15 protein-coding genes and 1 pseudogene are annotated in these 13089 nt (G+C 74.7%); 10 read left to right on the top strand and 6 right to left on the bottom strand.

The features are described 5' to 3' along the window. The 3 genes and pseudogenes from FM076_RS33355 to FM076_RS04045 form a co-directional block, all read left to right on the top strand. Nucleotides 1-167, top strand: a pseudogene (locus FM076_RS33355) (PadR family transcriptional regulator); the annotation flags it as partial. Between the two features lie 290 nt (nt 168-457). Beyond that, nucleotides 458-961, top strand: a complete 504-nt coding sequence (locus FM076_RS04050; protein ID WP_243274289.1) for a Clp protease N-terminal domain-containing protein — start codon at nt 458-460, stop codon at nt 959-961. A gap of 102 nt (nt 962-1063) precedes the next feature. Then, nucleotides 1064-2095 (top strand): EamA family transporter, encoded by a 1032-nt coding sequence (locus FM076_RS04045; RefSeq protein ID WP_173868565.1) that lies wholly within the window; start codon nt 1064-1066, stop codon nt 2093-2095. Here the strand turns inward: FM076_RS04045 and FM076_RS04040 are convergent. Further along, nucleotides 2082-2756: a pyridoxamine 5'-phosphate oxidase family protein gene (locus FM076_RS04040; protein ID WP_173868564.1), complete on the bottom strand. Its 675-nt coding sequence runs from the start codon at nt 2754-2756 to the stop codon at nt 2082-2084. The two genes, FM076_RS04045 and FM076_RS04040, sit on opposite strands and share 14 nt — an antisense overlap. Before the next feature lie 36 nt (nt 2757-2792). Between FM076_RS04040 and FM076_RS04035 the strand changes: the two genes are divergently transcribed. Together FM076_RS04035 and FM076_RS04030 are read left to right on the top strand one after the other, a co-directional pair. Then, nucleotides 2793-4124 carry an aminotransferase class I/II-fold pyridoxal phosphate-dependent enzyme gene (locus tag FM076_RS04035; RefSeq protein ID WP_173868563.1) on the top strand — a complete coding sequence of 444 codons (1332 nt, stop codon included), beginning with the start codon at nt 2793-2795 and terminating at the stop codon, nt 4122-4124. Nucleotides 4125-4471: 347 nt separating this feature from the next. Then, the gene (locus FM076_RS04030; RefSeq protein ID WP_173868562.1) at nt 4472-5056 is read left to right on the top strand and encodes a TetR/AcrR family transcriptional regulator; all 585 of its coding nucleotides are present in this window, start codon (nt 4472-4474) and stop codon (nt 5054-5056) included. A gap of 51 nt (nt 5057-5107) precedes the next feature. Here the strand turns inward: FM076_RS04030 and FM076_RS04025 are convergent, their stop codons facing one another. Further along, nucleotides 5108-5569, bottom strand: a complete 462-nt coding sequence (locus FM076_RS04025) for a pyridoxamine 5'-phosphate oxidase family protein (protein WP_173868561.1) — start codon at nt 5567-5569, stop codon at nt 5108-5110. Between the two features lie 125 nt (nt 5570-5694). Between FM076_RS04025 and FM076_RS04020 the strand changes: the two genes are divergently transcribed. Further along, nucleotides 5695-6402 carry a cysteine hydrolase gene (locus tag FM076_RS04020; protein WP_173868560.1) on the top strand — a complete coding sequence of 236 codons (708 nt, stop codon included), beginning with the start codon at nt 5695-5697 and terminating at the stop codon, nt 6400-6402. Between the two features lie 115 nt (nt 6403-6517). Here FM076_RS04020 and FM076_RS04015 read toward each other — a convergent pair whose 3' ends face one another. Beyond that, a complete protein-coding gene (locus FM076_RS04015; RefSeq protein WP_173868559.1) occupies nt 6518-7669 on the bottom strand; it encodes a cytochrome P450 in 1152 nt (383 codons plus the stop codon). A gap of 73 nt (nt 7670-7742) precedes the next feature. Further along, complete coding sequence (locus FM076_RS04010) at nt 7743-8132, bottom strand: MerR family transcriptional regulator (protein ID WP_173868558.1); 390 nt, start codon at nt 8130-8132, stop codon at nt 7743-7745. A gap of 289 nt (nt 8133-8421) precedes the next feature. On the opposite strand from FM076_RS04010, the gene FM076_RS04005 reads away from it, so the two are divergent. After that, nucleotides 8422-9345, top strand: coding sequence for a chlorophyllase/cutinase-like alpha/beta fold protein (locus FM076_RS04005; protein WP_173874494.1), 924 nt, complete (start codon nt 8422-8424; stop codon nt 9343-9345). Between the two features lie 42 nt (nt 9346-9387). Here the strand turns inward: FM076_RS04005 and FM076_RS04000 are convergent, their stop codons facing one another. Beyond that, on the bottom strand, nt 9388-9774 hold the full coding sequence (locus tag FM076_RS04000; protein WP_173868557.1) for a nuclear transport factor 2 family protein: 387 nt from the start codon (nt 9772-9774) through the stop codon (nt 9388-9390). A gap of 109 nt (nt 9775-9883) precedes the next feature. Between FM076_RS04000 and FM076_RS03995 the strand changes: the two genes are divergently transcribed. From FM076_RS03995 to FM076_RS03985, 3 genes are all read left to right on the top strand, one after another. Further along, nucleotides 9884-10555: a TetR/AcrR family transcriptional regulator gene (locus FM076_RS03995; RefSeq protein ID WP_173868556.1), complete on the top strand. Its 672-nt coding sequence runs from the start codon at nt 9884-9886 to the stop codon at nt 10553-10555. Nucleotides 10556-10813: 258 nt separating this feature from the next. Next, a complete protein-coding gene (locus FM076_RS03990) occupies nt 10814-11383 on the top strand; it encodes a TetR/AcrR family transcriptional regulator (RefSeq protein WP_173874493.1) in 570 nt (189 codons plus the stop codon). A 131-nt stretch (nt 11384-11514) separates the two neighbouring features. Continuing rightward, nucleotides 11515-12300 carry a DUF1963 domain-containing protein gene (locus FM076_RS03985; RefSeq protein WP_173868555.1) on the top strand — a complete coding sequence of 262 codons (786 nt, stop codon included), beginning with the start codon at nt 11515-11517 and terminating at the stop codon, nt 12298-12300. Between the two features lie 56 nt (nt 12301-12356). On the opposite strand, the gene FM076_RS03980 is transcribed toward FM076_RS03985, so the two are convergent. Further along, nucleotides 12357-12983 carry a TetR/AcrR family transcriptional regulator gene (locus FM076_RS03980; RefSeq protein WP_173868554.1) on the bottom strand — a complete coding sequence of 209 codons (627 nt, stop codon included), beginning with the start codon at nt 12981-12983 and terminating at the stop codon, nt 12357-12359. Nucleotides 12984-13089 lie beyond the last annotated feature (106 nt).

Here is a 13089-nt window from a genome sequence, read left to right as displayed (position 1 = left end):
GTGTCGACTGGGAGGCCATGCAGGAGGTGCGCACCGCGGCCGGCGGCCTGGCCGCCGCCTTCCAGCAGGTGTGGGCGACCGGCACGGCCGAGCAGCGGGAGAAGGCGCTGCGGGTGGTCAACGACGCCCGCAAGAGCCTCTACCTGATCCTCGCTGACGAGGACTGAGCGCGCCCTGACGAGGACCGGCCACCGTCGGCGTGCGGCTCCCGGCCCCGCCCCGCTGCGGTGCGGTGCGGGCGCAGGGCCCGCCGCCACGCCGTCCCTCCTCCCCAAGGAGGAGAGGTCCGACGTCGGGACCCACCCACTGGGGGACAGGCATATGCCACGGAACGCCGATGAACAGGGCCCGGCGCATGTGATGTGGTGGTGCTGTGCACAGCCCTCCACCGTCCAGCCAAGCAGCCGACACGGGACCCGACGCCGTCGACCCGCGGGTCAGTGATGCGCTGGCAGCCATGATCGCCACCGCACGCCGCCGGGCGGCGCGGGACGGCGACCGGCAGATCGACACGGCGCACCTGCTGCACAGCCTGCTGGAGTCGGACAGCACCACCTGGGAACTGCTGGACGGCGGCAGCCCCCAGGTGGGCAAGCTCCTCGGCTATCTCGTCCAGCGCAGCATCGGCTACGGGCTGCGCTGGCAGAGCACCGTGGAGGACTCCGGTGCCGTACCCGCCGTGTCCGAGCAGCCCGGTGGCGTACCCGGCTGGTCCCCCAGCGCCCGGGCCGCCCTGGAACTGGCCGCCGAGCGGGCCCGCCGCCGTGGGAGGAGCGAGGCGGAGGGTGTCGACCTGTTCGCCGCGCTGGTGGCCGACCCGGAGTGCCGGGCCGTGGAGGTGCTGCGCCGGGCCGGGGTCGAGGTGGAGCGGCTGGCCGGCCGGCTGGAGGTCGGCGACGAGGGCCGGGGCGGCCACGGCCACGGTGACGGGACCGAGGCCGGGGCCGGACCCCGGGGGTGAGCGGGACGCCTCCGCGCCCGGGGGCCCGTCGCGATCGTCCGAGGCACCCTTGTCAGGAGTGACGGGGGTGACACTCCTGTACGGCCCTGTCATGATGCGCGCATGCACGCCGACTCGTCCGCCGTTGACGTCTCCCGGGCCCGCACCCCGGGACTGGTCCTCGCCCTCGTCTCCGCCTGCGCGTTCGGCAGTTCGGGGGTCGCCGCCAAACCGCTGATCGAGGCGGGACTGGAGCCGCTGCACGTCACCTGGCTGCGGGCGGCCGGCGGCGCCCTCGTCCTGCTGCCGCTCGCCTGGCGGCACCGCTCGCTGGTGCGCGAGCGGCCGTGGCTGCTGATCGGCTTCGGGCTGCTGGCGGTCGCGGGGGTGCAGGCGTTCTACTTCACGGCACTCTCCCGCATCCCGGTGGGAGTCGCCCTCCTGATCGAGTACCTGGCGCCCGCACTGGTGCTGCTGTGGGTGCGCTTCGTCCAGCGTCGCCCGGTGACGCGGGCCGCCGCCGTGGGCATGGTGCTGGCTGTCGGGGGCCTCAGCTGTGTCGTCGAGGTGTGGGCGGGGCTGCGGCTCAACGGGCTCGGGCTGCTGCTCGCGCTCGGCGCCGCGTGCTGCCAGGTGGGGTACTTCGTGCTCTCCGACCACGGCAGCGGCCCCGAGGAGGGCGAGGCGGCGAGGCGGCCGGCCGACCCGATGGGCGTCATCGCCTACGGCCTGCTGATCGGTGCCCTCGCGCTGACCGTCGTGGCCCGTCCCTGGCACACCGACTGGGCGGTGCTCGGCGGCAGCGCGGAGATCGCCGGGACGACGGTGAACGGGACGGTGCTGCTGGTGTGGATCGTGCTGGTGGCCACCGCGACCGCATATGTGACCGGGGTGCTCGCCGTCCGGCTGCTCTCGCCACCGGTGGCGGGCGTGGTCGCCTGCCTGGAGGCCGTCGTCGCCACCGTGCTGGCCTGGGTGCTGCTCGGTGAGCACCTGAGCGCCGTCCAGTTGCTGGGCGGCGCCGTCGTCCTCGTCGGCGCGTTCACCGCGCAGCGCTCCGCCCCGGCGGCGCGCGCCGAGCCGTCCGCGCCGGTCGCCCGGTCCTCCGGAGCGGCCGGCGCTCCGAGCGCGGAGGCGGACATCAGCGCGCGGTGAGGTAGCCGGGGACGGGGGTGTCCGCTGCCGGCTCCTCGGCCGGTATCGGGGTGCCGTAGACGAGGGAGACCGGCAGCACACCGCTCCAGTACGGCAGCTCCAGGTCCTCCGGCTCGTCGTTGGGGCCGCCGGTGCGCACCTTCGCCGACACCTCGTCCAGGTCGAGCCGGACCACGGCGGTCGCGGCCAGCTCCTTCGGGTTCGCCCGGCGGGAGTCGTCCGCGCGGCCGGGCACCACACCCTCCACGATCGCGTCGAGCGCGGCCAGCCGCTCCTCGTGGTCGGTGACCTGGTGGGCGAGGCCGTGCGCCACCACGGAGCGGTAGTTGATCGAGTGGTGGAAGGCCGCCTTCGCCAGCACCAGCCCGTCCACGTGCGTGACCGTCACGCACACCGGCATCCCCGGTTCGGCCCGGCCCGCGTCGCGCAGCGGCCGGGAGCCGGTGGAGCCGTGCACGTAGAGGCGCTCGCCCACCCGCGCGTACAGCGTCGGCAGGACGACGGGCGCCCCGTCGCGGACAAAGGCGAGGTGGCACAGGTAGCCCTCGTCGAGGATGGCGTGCACCAGCTCGCGGTCGTAGGAGAAGCGGTCGCGCGCCCGGGTGCCGGTGGTGCGCGGGGTGGGGGAGTAGGTCGTTCCGGTGGACGATGAGCTGGTCACGGCGCACTCCTATTGCACTAGTGCATAATAGATTTTGTGCTAGGAGACTACAGGATCGAAGGAAGCGGCGCAGCGGAGATCGCGGCCAGCGTCGAGCGCGGCGTCGGCAGCGGCGCCCTCGCGCCCGGTGCTGTCCTCCCGCCGATGCGGGAACTGGCCGCCCGCCTCGGCGTCAACCCGAACACGGTCGCCGCCGCCTACCGCACCCTGCGGGACCGGGGCGTCATCGAGACGGCGGGCCGGCGCGGCAGCCGCGTACGGGAACGGCCGGCCACCGCCCCCCGCGAATCCGTCCGGGTCGAACCGCCCCCCGGCGGTGTCGACGTCTCCACCGGCAACCCCGACCCCGCCCTGCTCCCCCCGCTCGCCGGCGCGCTGGCCGCCTCGGCCGACCGCGCCGCACGCACCCCCCTGCTCTACGGCGCCCCCGACGCCGACCCACGCTTCGCCGCCCTGGCCCGCGCCGCGCTCGACGAGGACGGGGTCCCCGGGGGCCCGCTCGCCGTCACCTCCGGGTCGCTGGACGCGATCGAGCGCGTCCTGGGCGCCCATCTGCGCCCCGGCGACCCCGTCGCCGTCGAGGACCCCGGCTGGGGCAGCCTGCTCGACCTCGTCCCCGCGCTCGGGCTGCGTCCGCTGCCGGTCGCCCTCGACGACGACGGGCCGCTCCCGGACGCGCTGGAGCGCGCGCTCGGCCAGGGGGCGCGCGCGGTGCTGGTCACCGACCGCGCGCAGAACCCCACGGGCGCCGCCGTGACCGCCGGACGCGCCCGTGCCCTGCGCGCCGTACTGGCACGGCGCCCCGAGGTGCTCCTCATCGAGGACGACCACGGCCACGGCATCGTCGACCTCCCCCTCCACCCCCTGGCCGGGGCCACCCGGCACTGGGCCCTGGTGCGCTCCACCGCCAAGGCGTACGGCCCCGACCTGCGGCTGGCCGTCCTCACCGGCGACCCCCTCACCGTCGACCGGGTGCGCGGCCGGCAGCGGCTGGGGCCCGGCTGGGTCAGCCACCTGCTCCAGCACGCCGTGACGCACCTGTGGGAGACCGGCGCGATCGATCCCGTGCGGGTCGCCGGCGCCTATGACGCGCGCCGCACCGCGCTCCTCGACGCGCTCACCGCCCGGGGGGTGCCGGCCCGGGGCCGCAGCGGTATGAACGTCTGGGTGCCGGTACGGGACGAGACCGGCCCGGTCGCGCGGCTGCTCCAGGCCGGATGGGCCGTCGCGCCCGGCGCCCGGTTCCGGCTCGCCTCCCCGCCCGGCCTGCGGCTGACCGTCTCACCGCTCGCCCCGCGGGACATCGAGCGCCTCGCCGACGACGTCGCGGAGGCCCTGCGCCCCGCCGACGCGGGCCGCTACGCCTGAGCGCCCGGCCGTGCGCGAGGGCGGCGCGCCCGGAACGTCGGTGCGGAGCCGTCGCGGTGAGGGGGCGTCGCGGTGCGGAGCCCTCGCGGTGAGGGTGCGGTCCGGCGGGGGTGCGGGCGCGGCGGGCCGGAGGCTACGATGCGGACCTTTGGTCCGTATCACCCCGGACGGGGCCCGCCATCACCCGGGCGGGGCCCGCCGCAGCGCCACTCACGGCCGTACGGGGAGCACGGGGGCGGCCGGTGCGGCGAGGCCGCGATGCGGCGGCGGCCCGTGCGCCGGAGACGCCGGGGCGGGCCGTGCGGCGAGGAGCGGCCCTGGCCGTGAGGAGCGAGGAGAGGTGACCGATGCCGGAACCCAGGCGGCGTGCCGACGCTGTCCGCAACCGTGAAGCCGTGCTCGACGCTGCCGAGACGCTCTTCTCCCGCAGCGGCCCCGCAGAGGTCAGCATGAACTCCGTGGCGGCGGCGGCCGGGGTCGGCAAGGGCACCGTCTTCCGCGCCTTCACCGACCGCACCGGACTGCTCCAGGCGCTCGCCGAGCGGCGCACCGCGCCCCTGCGCGCCGCCGTCACCGGCGGACCCGCGCCACTGGGTCCCGGCAGCCCGCCGCGCGAGCGGATCCCCGCGCTGCTCGACGCCCTGGCGGCGGCCAAGCTGGAGAACCTGAGCCTCTACCGCGCCCTGGAGGAGGCCGGCGCGGCGAGTCCGTACCAGAGCGCGTCGTACGCCTGGTGGCACACGACACTGCGCGACAGCCTGGCGCGGCTCACCGGCGGCCAGGACGCCGGATTCCTCGCCCACACCCTGCTGGCCGCCGTCCGTGCCGACCTCGTCACCCACCTGCGGACGGTGGAGGAGTTGCCGGAGGAGGAGATCCGCTCCCGCCTGGCCGCTCACGTGCGGACGGTGCTGGAACCGCTCAGCTCCTGATCCGCGCGGGGCCGTACGGCGGGGGCCGGGCGTGCGGGCCGGGCCGACGGGTCACAGCTTGCGGAAGTCCCAGGAGACGACCGACTCGGGCGTCAGCCTCAGCCAGGCGTGCCGGCCATCGTGCGGCATCCGCTCCAGGCCGAAGTACTTGACGGGGAAGCGCCGTTCCGCCTCGTCCAGTTCGGGGCAGGGCTCACCGGTGCGCGGGGCCTCGCCGACGGACTCCGCGCGGCCCGTCAGCTCGACGCCGCGCAGTTCCCCGTACTCCTCCCCGTCGTCCACCACGACCGCCAGCCGGGGGTCGTGGCGCAGCTGGTTCCAGCGGCGGCTGCGGACGAGCGAGTACAGCCACAGCGAGGTGCCGTCCCAGCAGAACCACAGGGCGCCCGCGTGCGGCGCTCCGTCGCGGCCCACCGTCGCGACGCGGCAGGTGCGCTGGGCGTGCAGGAACGCGTCGCGCTCCTGAGGGGTCATCATGATCCGGCGTCCCCGCCGCTGGCCTGTGACGGTCATGCGTGTTCCGCCTTCCGGAAGCCTCTGCCCGTAGCTGACTGGCTGTCAGAAAGCATGCGGGCTCTTCCTGTCCCACGCAATGCTCCCTATCCTGCGGGCGCCCCGACGAGAAGGGAGCGCCGCCCATGCCACCGAACGACCGGCCCTCGCACGACCCGCCCTTACGTGACCGGTCCTTGCCCGACCGGTCCTTGTGCGACCGGCTCGACCCCGCCGGCACCGCCCTGCTGACGGTCGAGTGCCAGCGCGGTGTGGTGGGGGAGGAGAGCGCGCTGCCCGAACTGGCCCGGCAGGTGCGGGAATCCGGTGCGCTGGAGCGCATCGCCCGGCTGACCGGGGCGGCGCACCGCGCGGGCGTCCAGGTGCTGCACGCCGTCGCCGAACGCCGTCCCGACGGGCGGGGCTCCGGGCGCAACGCACGCCTCTTCCGCGCCGCCGAGCGGCTGCCCGTCCAGCAGTTGAGCGGCACTCCCGCCGTGCGGGTGGCCGAACCCGTGCCGGTGGCGGAGGAGGACCTGGTCGTCCGGCGGCTGCACGGCCTCTCACCGCTCGCGGGCACGGACGTGGACGCGCTGCTGCGGAACCTCGGCGTACGCACCCTCGTCATCACCGGCGTCTCGGCCAACGTAGCCGTGCCGAACGCGGTCTTCGACGCCGTCAACCTCGGCTACACCGCCGTCGTCCCGGCCGACGCCATCGCGGGCGTGCCCGCCGAGTACACCGCGGCGATGGTCCGGCACACCCTGGCGCTGGTGGCGACGGTCACCACCGCGGCGGAGGTGAGCGCCTGCTGGGAGCAGGCCACCGCGACCGCACCGGAACAGCCCACCTGACTCCGGTGAGACCCCGGTACCGGGCCACGCGCCGCCGGTCGGCAGGAGGTGCCCCCCGGTCGGCAGGAGGTGCCGCGGTTACCCGGCCGCACATGTGGCGGGCACGTGGTGACACTCAGGTGAGGACGGGCAGGGCCGCCAGTCCGTGCACCAGGCGGGTGGGAAGCCGCACGAGTCGCTCCGGGGGCACGGCGAGCCGCAGGGCCGGGAAGCGGGCCAGGACCATGCGGAGGGCCACCTCCGCCTCCACCCGGGCCAGCGGCGCCCCGAGGCACCGGTGGATCCCGTGGCCGAAGGCGAGGTGGCCGGTGGCGTCGCGGCCGAGGTCCAGCCGGTCCGGGTCGGGGAACCGGCCCGGGTCGCGGTTGGCGGCTCCGATGGCCACCCGCACCGGTACGCCGGCCGGGATGCGGGTGCCGCCCAGCGTGACCGGCTGCGTGGTGTACCGGAACGTGGCGGTGCTCACCGGCGAGCCGTGGCGCAGCAGTTCGTCCAGCACGCCCGGAAGCAGGTCCGGCTCGCGGCGGAGCCGTTCCGCGAGAGCCGGCCGCCCCAGCAGGGCGAGGAGGGCGTTGCCGAGGAAGTGGGTGGTCGTCTCGTGCCCGGCGACGAGCAGGAGCACGGCCAGGGAGACCAACTCCTCCTCGCTCAGCCCGTCCCCGCCGTCGCGGACCGCGATGAGACGGCTCAGGAGCGCGTCGTCCGGGCGGGCCCGCTTGGCGGCGACGAGGCGCGTCACGTACCCGGCCATCGCGTGCGAGGCCGCGTCGGTCCTCTCCGGACGGCCCGCCGTGAACAGCTCGCCGGACCAGCGCCGCACATCCCGCCGGTCGGCGGGCGGTACGCCGAGGAGTTCGCAGATCACGGTGACCGGCAGGGGCATCGCCAGCCCGGCCACGGCGTCGGCCTCACCCGGGGAGGGCCACTGGTCCAGCAGCTCCCCGGTCACCCGCGCGACGAAGGGGCGCAGCCGTGCCACGGAGCCCGGGGTGAACGCCTTGGTGACCAGGCGGCGGAGCCGCGTGTGGCGGGGAGGGTCGCTGGCGAGCATGGTCGCGGACACGGCGGGGTGCAGCCGCCGGGTGGATTCCTTGTCCGCGAAGAAGGCGGTGGTGTCCTTGGACAAGCGCGGATCGCTCAGCGCCTGCCGGGCCTCGGCATACCCGGTGACGAGGCAGCTCGGGTGTCCGGCCGGGCCGTCGCGCACCAGTTGGACGGGGCAGGCCGGCCGCGAGGTTCCGCCGTGGTCCCGCGCGGATTCCGTCACGCCGCCGGGCTCCCCTCGCCCCGTGGCGTCCGCACACGCCACCTGGAGCCCGCCCCGCCGCGCACCGAGGGGATCAAGCGGCCTCCCGCCGGGCCCTGGCGGGGCAGGGCCGGCCCGTGCGCAGGTTCTCGGCGGCGGCGGTGAGGACGGAGTCGAGCCGGTCGCGGGTGCCGGCGAGTTCGGTGATCCGCCTGTCGATGCGGTCACGTTCCGCCGCCAGCCGGCCGATGAGTTCGGGCGTGGCCCGTCCGTCCACGACGCACGGCAGGAGCTGGACGATCGCCTTGCTGGACAGACCGGCCGCGTACAGCTGCTGGATCAACCGGACGCGGTCGACCGCGCTGTGCGGATAGTGCCGCTGGCCACTGGGACTGCGGTCCGCGGCGAGCAGGCCCTGCTGCTCGTAGTAGCGCAGCGCACGGACGCTGACTCCCGTCCTGCCGGCCAGCTCACCGATACGCATCGAGCGCCTCCTTGCGGACACTTCAGGCGTCGTGCCCCTGACGCTTGCCTCTGACGCCGGTGTCAGGTTTTAGCGTAACGCGCCGAGGCCCGCACCAGGGCCTCGGCCCGGCCGCAGGCGTCAGCGACGCGGCGCGCCCACGCCTGCCCGCCACTCGCACCTCGCGCCCGCAACCCTCGTTCGATGAGCGGCAGTTGCGGAGAGCGGCGCCTTTCATGACCACACAGGAGACGTGAACGACGTGAACACACCTGGAAGCAGAAGCACAGCGGAAGCGACGGCGACCGGTATACCCCTCGCCGCCCCGGCCCCCGCCCCCGTCGTCTCGGTGAAGCCGGTCGTCCTGCGTGCGCCGGGCCGTGGCGAGGATCTGCGGGTACGCGTATCGGCACCCGTGACCGGCGACGACCTGCCGCTCGTCCTCCTCTCCCACGGCTTCGGCTCGTCGCTGGACGGCTACGGCCCGCTGGCCGACCACTGGGCGGCCCACGGCTTCGTGGTGGTCCAGCCCACCCACCTCGACTCCAGGACGGTGGGCCTGCCCGCGGACGACCCGCGCGGACCGCGCGTCTGGCGGCACCGCGTCGAGGACATGAAGCGCGTCCTGGACCACCTCGACGTCCTCGAAGCCGCCGTCCCCGGCCTCGCCGGGCGTACGGACCGGAGCCGTATCGCCGCGGCCGGGCACTCCTTCGGCGGCCAGACCGCGGGCGTGCTCCTGGGCCTGCGCGTCCTCGACCCGGTGACCGGGGAGGCGGAGGACCTCTCCGATCCGCGGGTCGGGGCGGGGGTGCTGCTCGCCACCGCCGGCGCGGGCGGAGACGCCCTGACTCCTTACGCCGCCGAGCACCTCCCGTGGCTCAGGGAACCGGACTTCTCGCACATGACCGCCCCGGCCCTGGTGGTCGCCGGGGACCGGGACGACCTTCCGCTGACCGTCCGGGGAGCGGACTGGACGATCGACCCGTACACATTGAGCCCCGGCGAGAAGAGTCTGCTCACGCTCTTCGGAGCGGAGCACTTCCTCGGCGGCGTCTCCGGCTACGAGGTCGCGGAGACGACGGATGAGAACCCCGCACACGTCGCCCTCGTGCAGCAGACCACCTGGGCCTATCTGCGCCACGCGCTCGGTGTCGAGAGCGCCAGTTGGACGGCGGTGCGGCGGGTTCTCTCCGAGGGTGCGCACCCGCTGGGCGGGCTCCGGTCCAAGTGACCGGGACCGCCGCGGGCACCTTGGGCGAGCGCCCTGACGGGCTCAGACGAAGAACGCGTTCATGCCGGCGACGTCCGACAGGTACGTCTCGATGCTCGCGATCTTGCCGTCGCGCAGCCGGCAGACGGTGGACAGGTACTCGTCCAGCTTGAGGTCGCCCCGGCGGGCGGTGTTGTGCAGGGACAGCGCCATGTTCTCGCGGCTGACCAGGATGTGCAGCAGCTCGAAGTTGAGGCCGTAGGAGGCGATCTTCTTCGCCCGCTCCACGACCGCGTCGGCGCCCTCGGCCGTGCCGGAGATGGTGTTGTCACCGGGCAGCGTCCAGGTGGCGTCGTCCGTGAGCAGCGACCGGATGCCGTCCCAGTCGGCCGTGGCGAGGTAGGCGTGGAACTGCTTGCCGAGCTGGTGGGCGGTCTCGTAGTGGGACATGGTTCCTCCAGGGATAGCTGACCGACAACCGCTAAAGCGGTGATCTTTGCTTTTGGAAGCCTAAGACGGTCTGTGGCTAAAGCGCAAATCATTGCTTTAAGATGGAGGCATGCCCGCCAAAAGCAAAACCAGCCGCCCCGGGGGCCGCAGCGCCCGTGTCCGTGTCGCCGTCCACCAGGCGACGGTCGACCTGGTGCGTGACCTCGGCGCCGACAGGGTGACCCTCCCGGCCGTCGCACGTCGCGCCGGTGTCAACCCCAGCACCGTCTACCGGCGCTGGGGTACGACATCCGCACTCCTGGCGGACGTCGCCACCCAGCGCCAGGACGACGAGGCGCCCGAGCTGTCCGGCGATCTGCGCGGGGACCTGGAACAGGCCGCCGTGTGGACCCTCACCGATCTGTCCCGGCCCGGAGGAGTGGCGTTCTTCCGGGCCGAGGTGGCGCCGGACGTGGACGACCGCCGGGCCGGGCTGCGTGAGTGCCTGCGACGGGTCAGCGCCCGGTTCCGAGCGCCCCTGGAGGCCGCGGGCCGGCGGGGCGAGAAGGCCCCCTCGCTGGAACAGGTGCTGGACCGTGTCGTCGCGCCGATCTACTTCCGCGTGGTCTTCTCGATCCCGGAAACGGACGAGGACTACGCCCGGGCGCTCGTCGCCGACCTGTGCGACGCGGCGGCGGCCGGTCCCGCGCCGGCCGTCCCCGAGCCGGCCGGCCCCGGGTCCCGGCGGGCTTCCGCGGAGCGGGACCCCGGCCGGGTCGGGAGCGCGGCCGGGCGCCCTTGACCGGGGTCCTTCCCGCTTGGCCGGGATCTTTCCGGCGGCGGGCGGGAGCGGCCCGGGGTGCCGGTCGGGGCGCCCCGCGCGGTCTGCCGGAGGGCTGCGGGTGAAGCCGCAGCGACCCTCGGAAGCGGTGACCCAAAAAAGCGCAACCGCTCCACTTTTCGACGCGCCTCACCGGACGGGTACCATGCGGGCATGAGCGAGAGCCAGACGCAGCACAAGGCCGGCACGTCCGGCACCTCCAGCCCGTCGGGCCCGCCCATGGGGCGCCGTGAGCGCAAGAAGGCCGCGACGCGCCAGGCCCTGGCGGACGCGGCGCTGCGCCTGTTCCTGGAACGCGGCTTCGACGAGGTGGGGATCCGCGAGATCGCGGAGGCCGCCGATGTCTCCACAGCGACCCTCTTCAAGCACTTCCCCAGCAAAGAGGCGCTCGTCTTCGACATGGACACCGACCGCGAGGAGGACCTGGTCGCGGCCGTCACCGACCGCCCGGAGGGCCGTTCGGTACTGACCGCGCTGCGTGAGTACGTGCTGGCCCGGATCGCTCACATGCGGGACCCGCGGATGGCCCCGTTCCTGCACCTCGTGCGGACCACGCCCGCGCTCAGCGAGTACGCCCACCGCATGTGGCTGCGGCACGAGGACGCGCTCGCCAGGGCCGTCGCCGAGGCGGTGGGCGCCCCGGAGGGCGACGCGACCTGCGCGGCGCTGGCCCACTTCGCCCTGGAGACCTCCGCGCTGGCCCGGACGGCCCCGGATCCCCGGGCCGCGGTCGAGCGCGCCTTCGATCTGCTGGAACACGGCTGGACGGCCACTCGTCCCGGCGGCTGACCGGAACCATGCGGCTCGCCCCGGTGTCCTCAGCCGTGGCCGGGGGCGGGGCCGGAGTCGTGGTCCGGCGGTTCCGAACTCCCGTAGGTGGCGGTCGGGATGGTCCGGACGGCGGGTCGTAGGGTCCTTCCATGACTCATACGGAAACCGCTGACGAGACACCGGCCGCCAGGGCCGCCCGCTTCCGCGCGGAGGCCGCCGCGCGGGGGATTCCGGCGGCCGAGGTGGAGGCGCACATACGCGACGCCCGCCCGGCGATCTACCTCGCCGAGGACGGCCCCGGCCCGGTGGTGGCGCTGACCGGCGGGAACCCGCCGCTGCCCGAGGGCGTCCCCGCGCCGCCGGAGGCGTTCGTGGCGGCCGTCGACTGCGCGGCCCTGCCGCCGGGGGCGACGGACCTGCCGCTGCCCGCCGAGGGCCAACTGCTGTTCTTCGCCGACGCCGACCCGGGCAGCGGGTGCGTGGCCGCCGACGCGGTGCGGTACCTGCCGGCCGGGGCGCCGGTGGCCGAGCGGCCGGCCGGCCCGGACGACGGCCCGGCCCCCTACCGCCGGGCCCGGCTGGACTTCTGCTTCCACCAGTGGTCGTGGCCGTTCCCCGAGGAGGACGACGACGAGGAGTCGCAGCGGGCCGCCGAACTGGAGTCGGCCTGGTCGCACGTGGTCGGCTGGCGCCCGCGCTGGCGCTTCCAGCTCGGCGGCCACCCCGTCCTCTTCAACTGGGACCCGGTCGAAGCGGCCGGGGACGACGTACCGCTGTCCGCCGCGGACGGTGACGCGTGGACGCTGCTGGCCACCTGGCGGGGCGACGAGGACTGCGAGGAACTGGAGTCGGGGCTCTTCCACTGGGTGATCCGCCGTTCCGACCTGGCGGCCCTCCGCTTCGACCGGGTGTACGTGTACGTGGACGCGTTCTGAGGGAGGGGAGGCCCGGCCGGCCCCGGTGACCCGGCCCCGGTGGTCCGCCGGGGCCGTCAGCCGGTGGCCGTCCGGGGAGGGGCGAGGGGACCGGGACGCCGGCCGACGATCTTCCCGATGATGCTCAGCAGCCGGTCCCCCGCCTGGTCGATGCTGCCGTTCTGCGTGCTGACCTGGGCGCCTTCGAGGAGGAAGGTGATCTCGGCCGCGGCCTGCTCGGGATCGGGCAGCCCGGCCCTGCTGCACATGCCGACCAGCCTGCGGGTCTGGTCGGCCTTGTGCTGCTCGATCAGCCGCCGCGCGGGGTGGGAGCGGTCGGGCAGCTCGGCGAGGGAGTTGACGAAGGGGCAGCCCCGGTACGAGAGCCCCGGCAATCCCTCGGCGATGAAACGGGCCAGGGCCAGGATCTGCTCGTCCGGCCGGTCGGGGTGCGCGGCCTCGGCCCGGTCGAACGCCGCCTGGTAGTCGGCCGCGACGATCCGCAGCCACTCCACGACCAGCGCGTCCTTGGTCTCGAAGTGCCGGTAGACCGCCATCTTGGTGGTCTCGGCCTTCTCGGCGATCGCCTGGACGCTCACCCGCCGGATGCCCTCGCTCTGGAAGAGTTCCTCGGCCGCGTCGAGGATGCGCTCACGAGGCGGCAGTTTCGCCACCCTGCTCGGCCTTCTGGCGGTCGCTGTCATGGCTGCTCCGTGACGTCCGGTCGGTTGCGGGGCCCTGCTCGTTCTCCACGTGCTCCGCCACGGTACCAGTCCGTCCTGTGTGATACTGCTCGGTATCGTCTGGTAC

It is taken from the genome of Streptomyces albus subsp. chlorinus (genome assembly GCF_013302895.1).
Lineage (GTDB): Bacteria > Actinomycetota > Actinomycetes > Streptomycetales > Streptomycetaceae > Streptomyces > Streptomyces chlorinus.
This window is presented reverse-complemented; position numbering and strand designations above follow the sequence as displayed.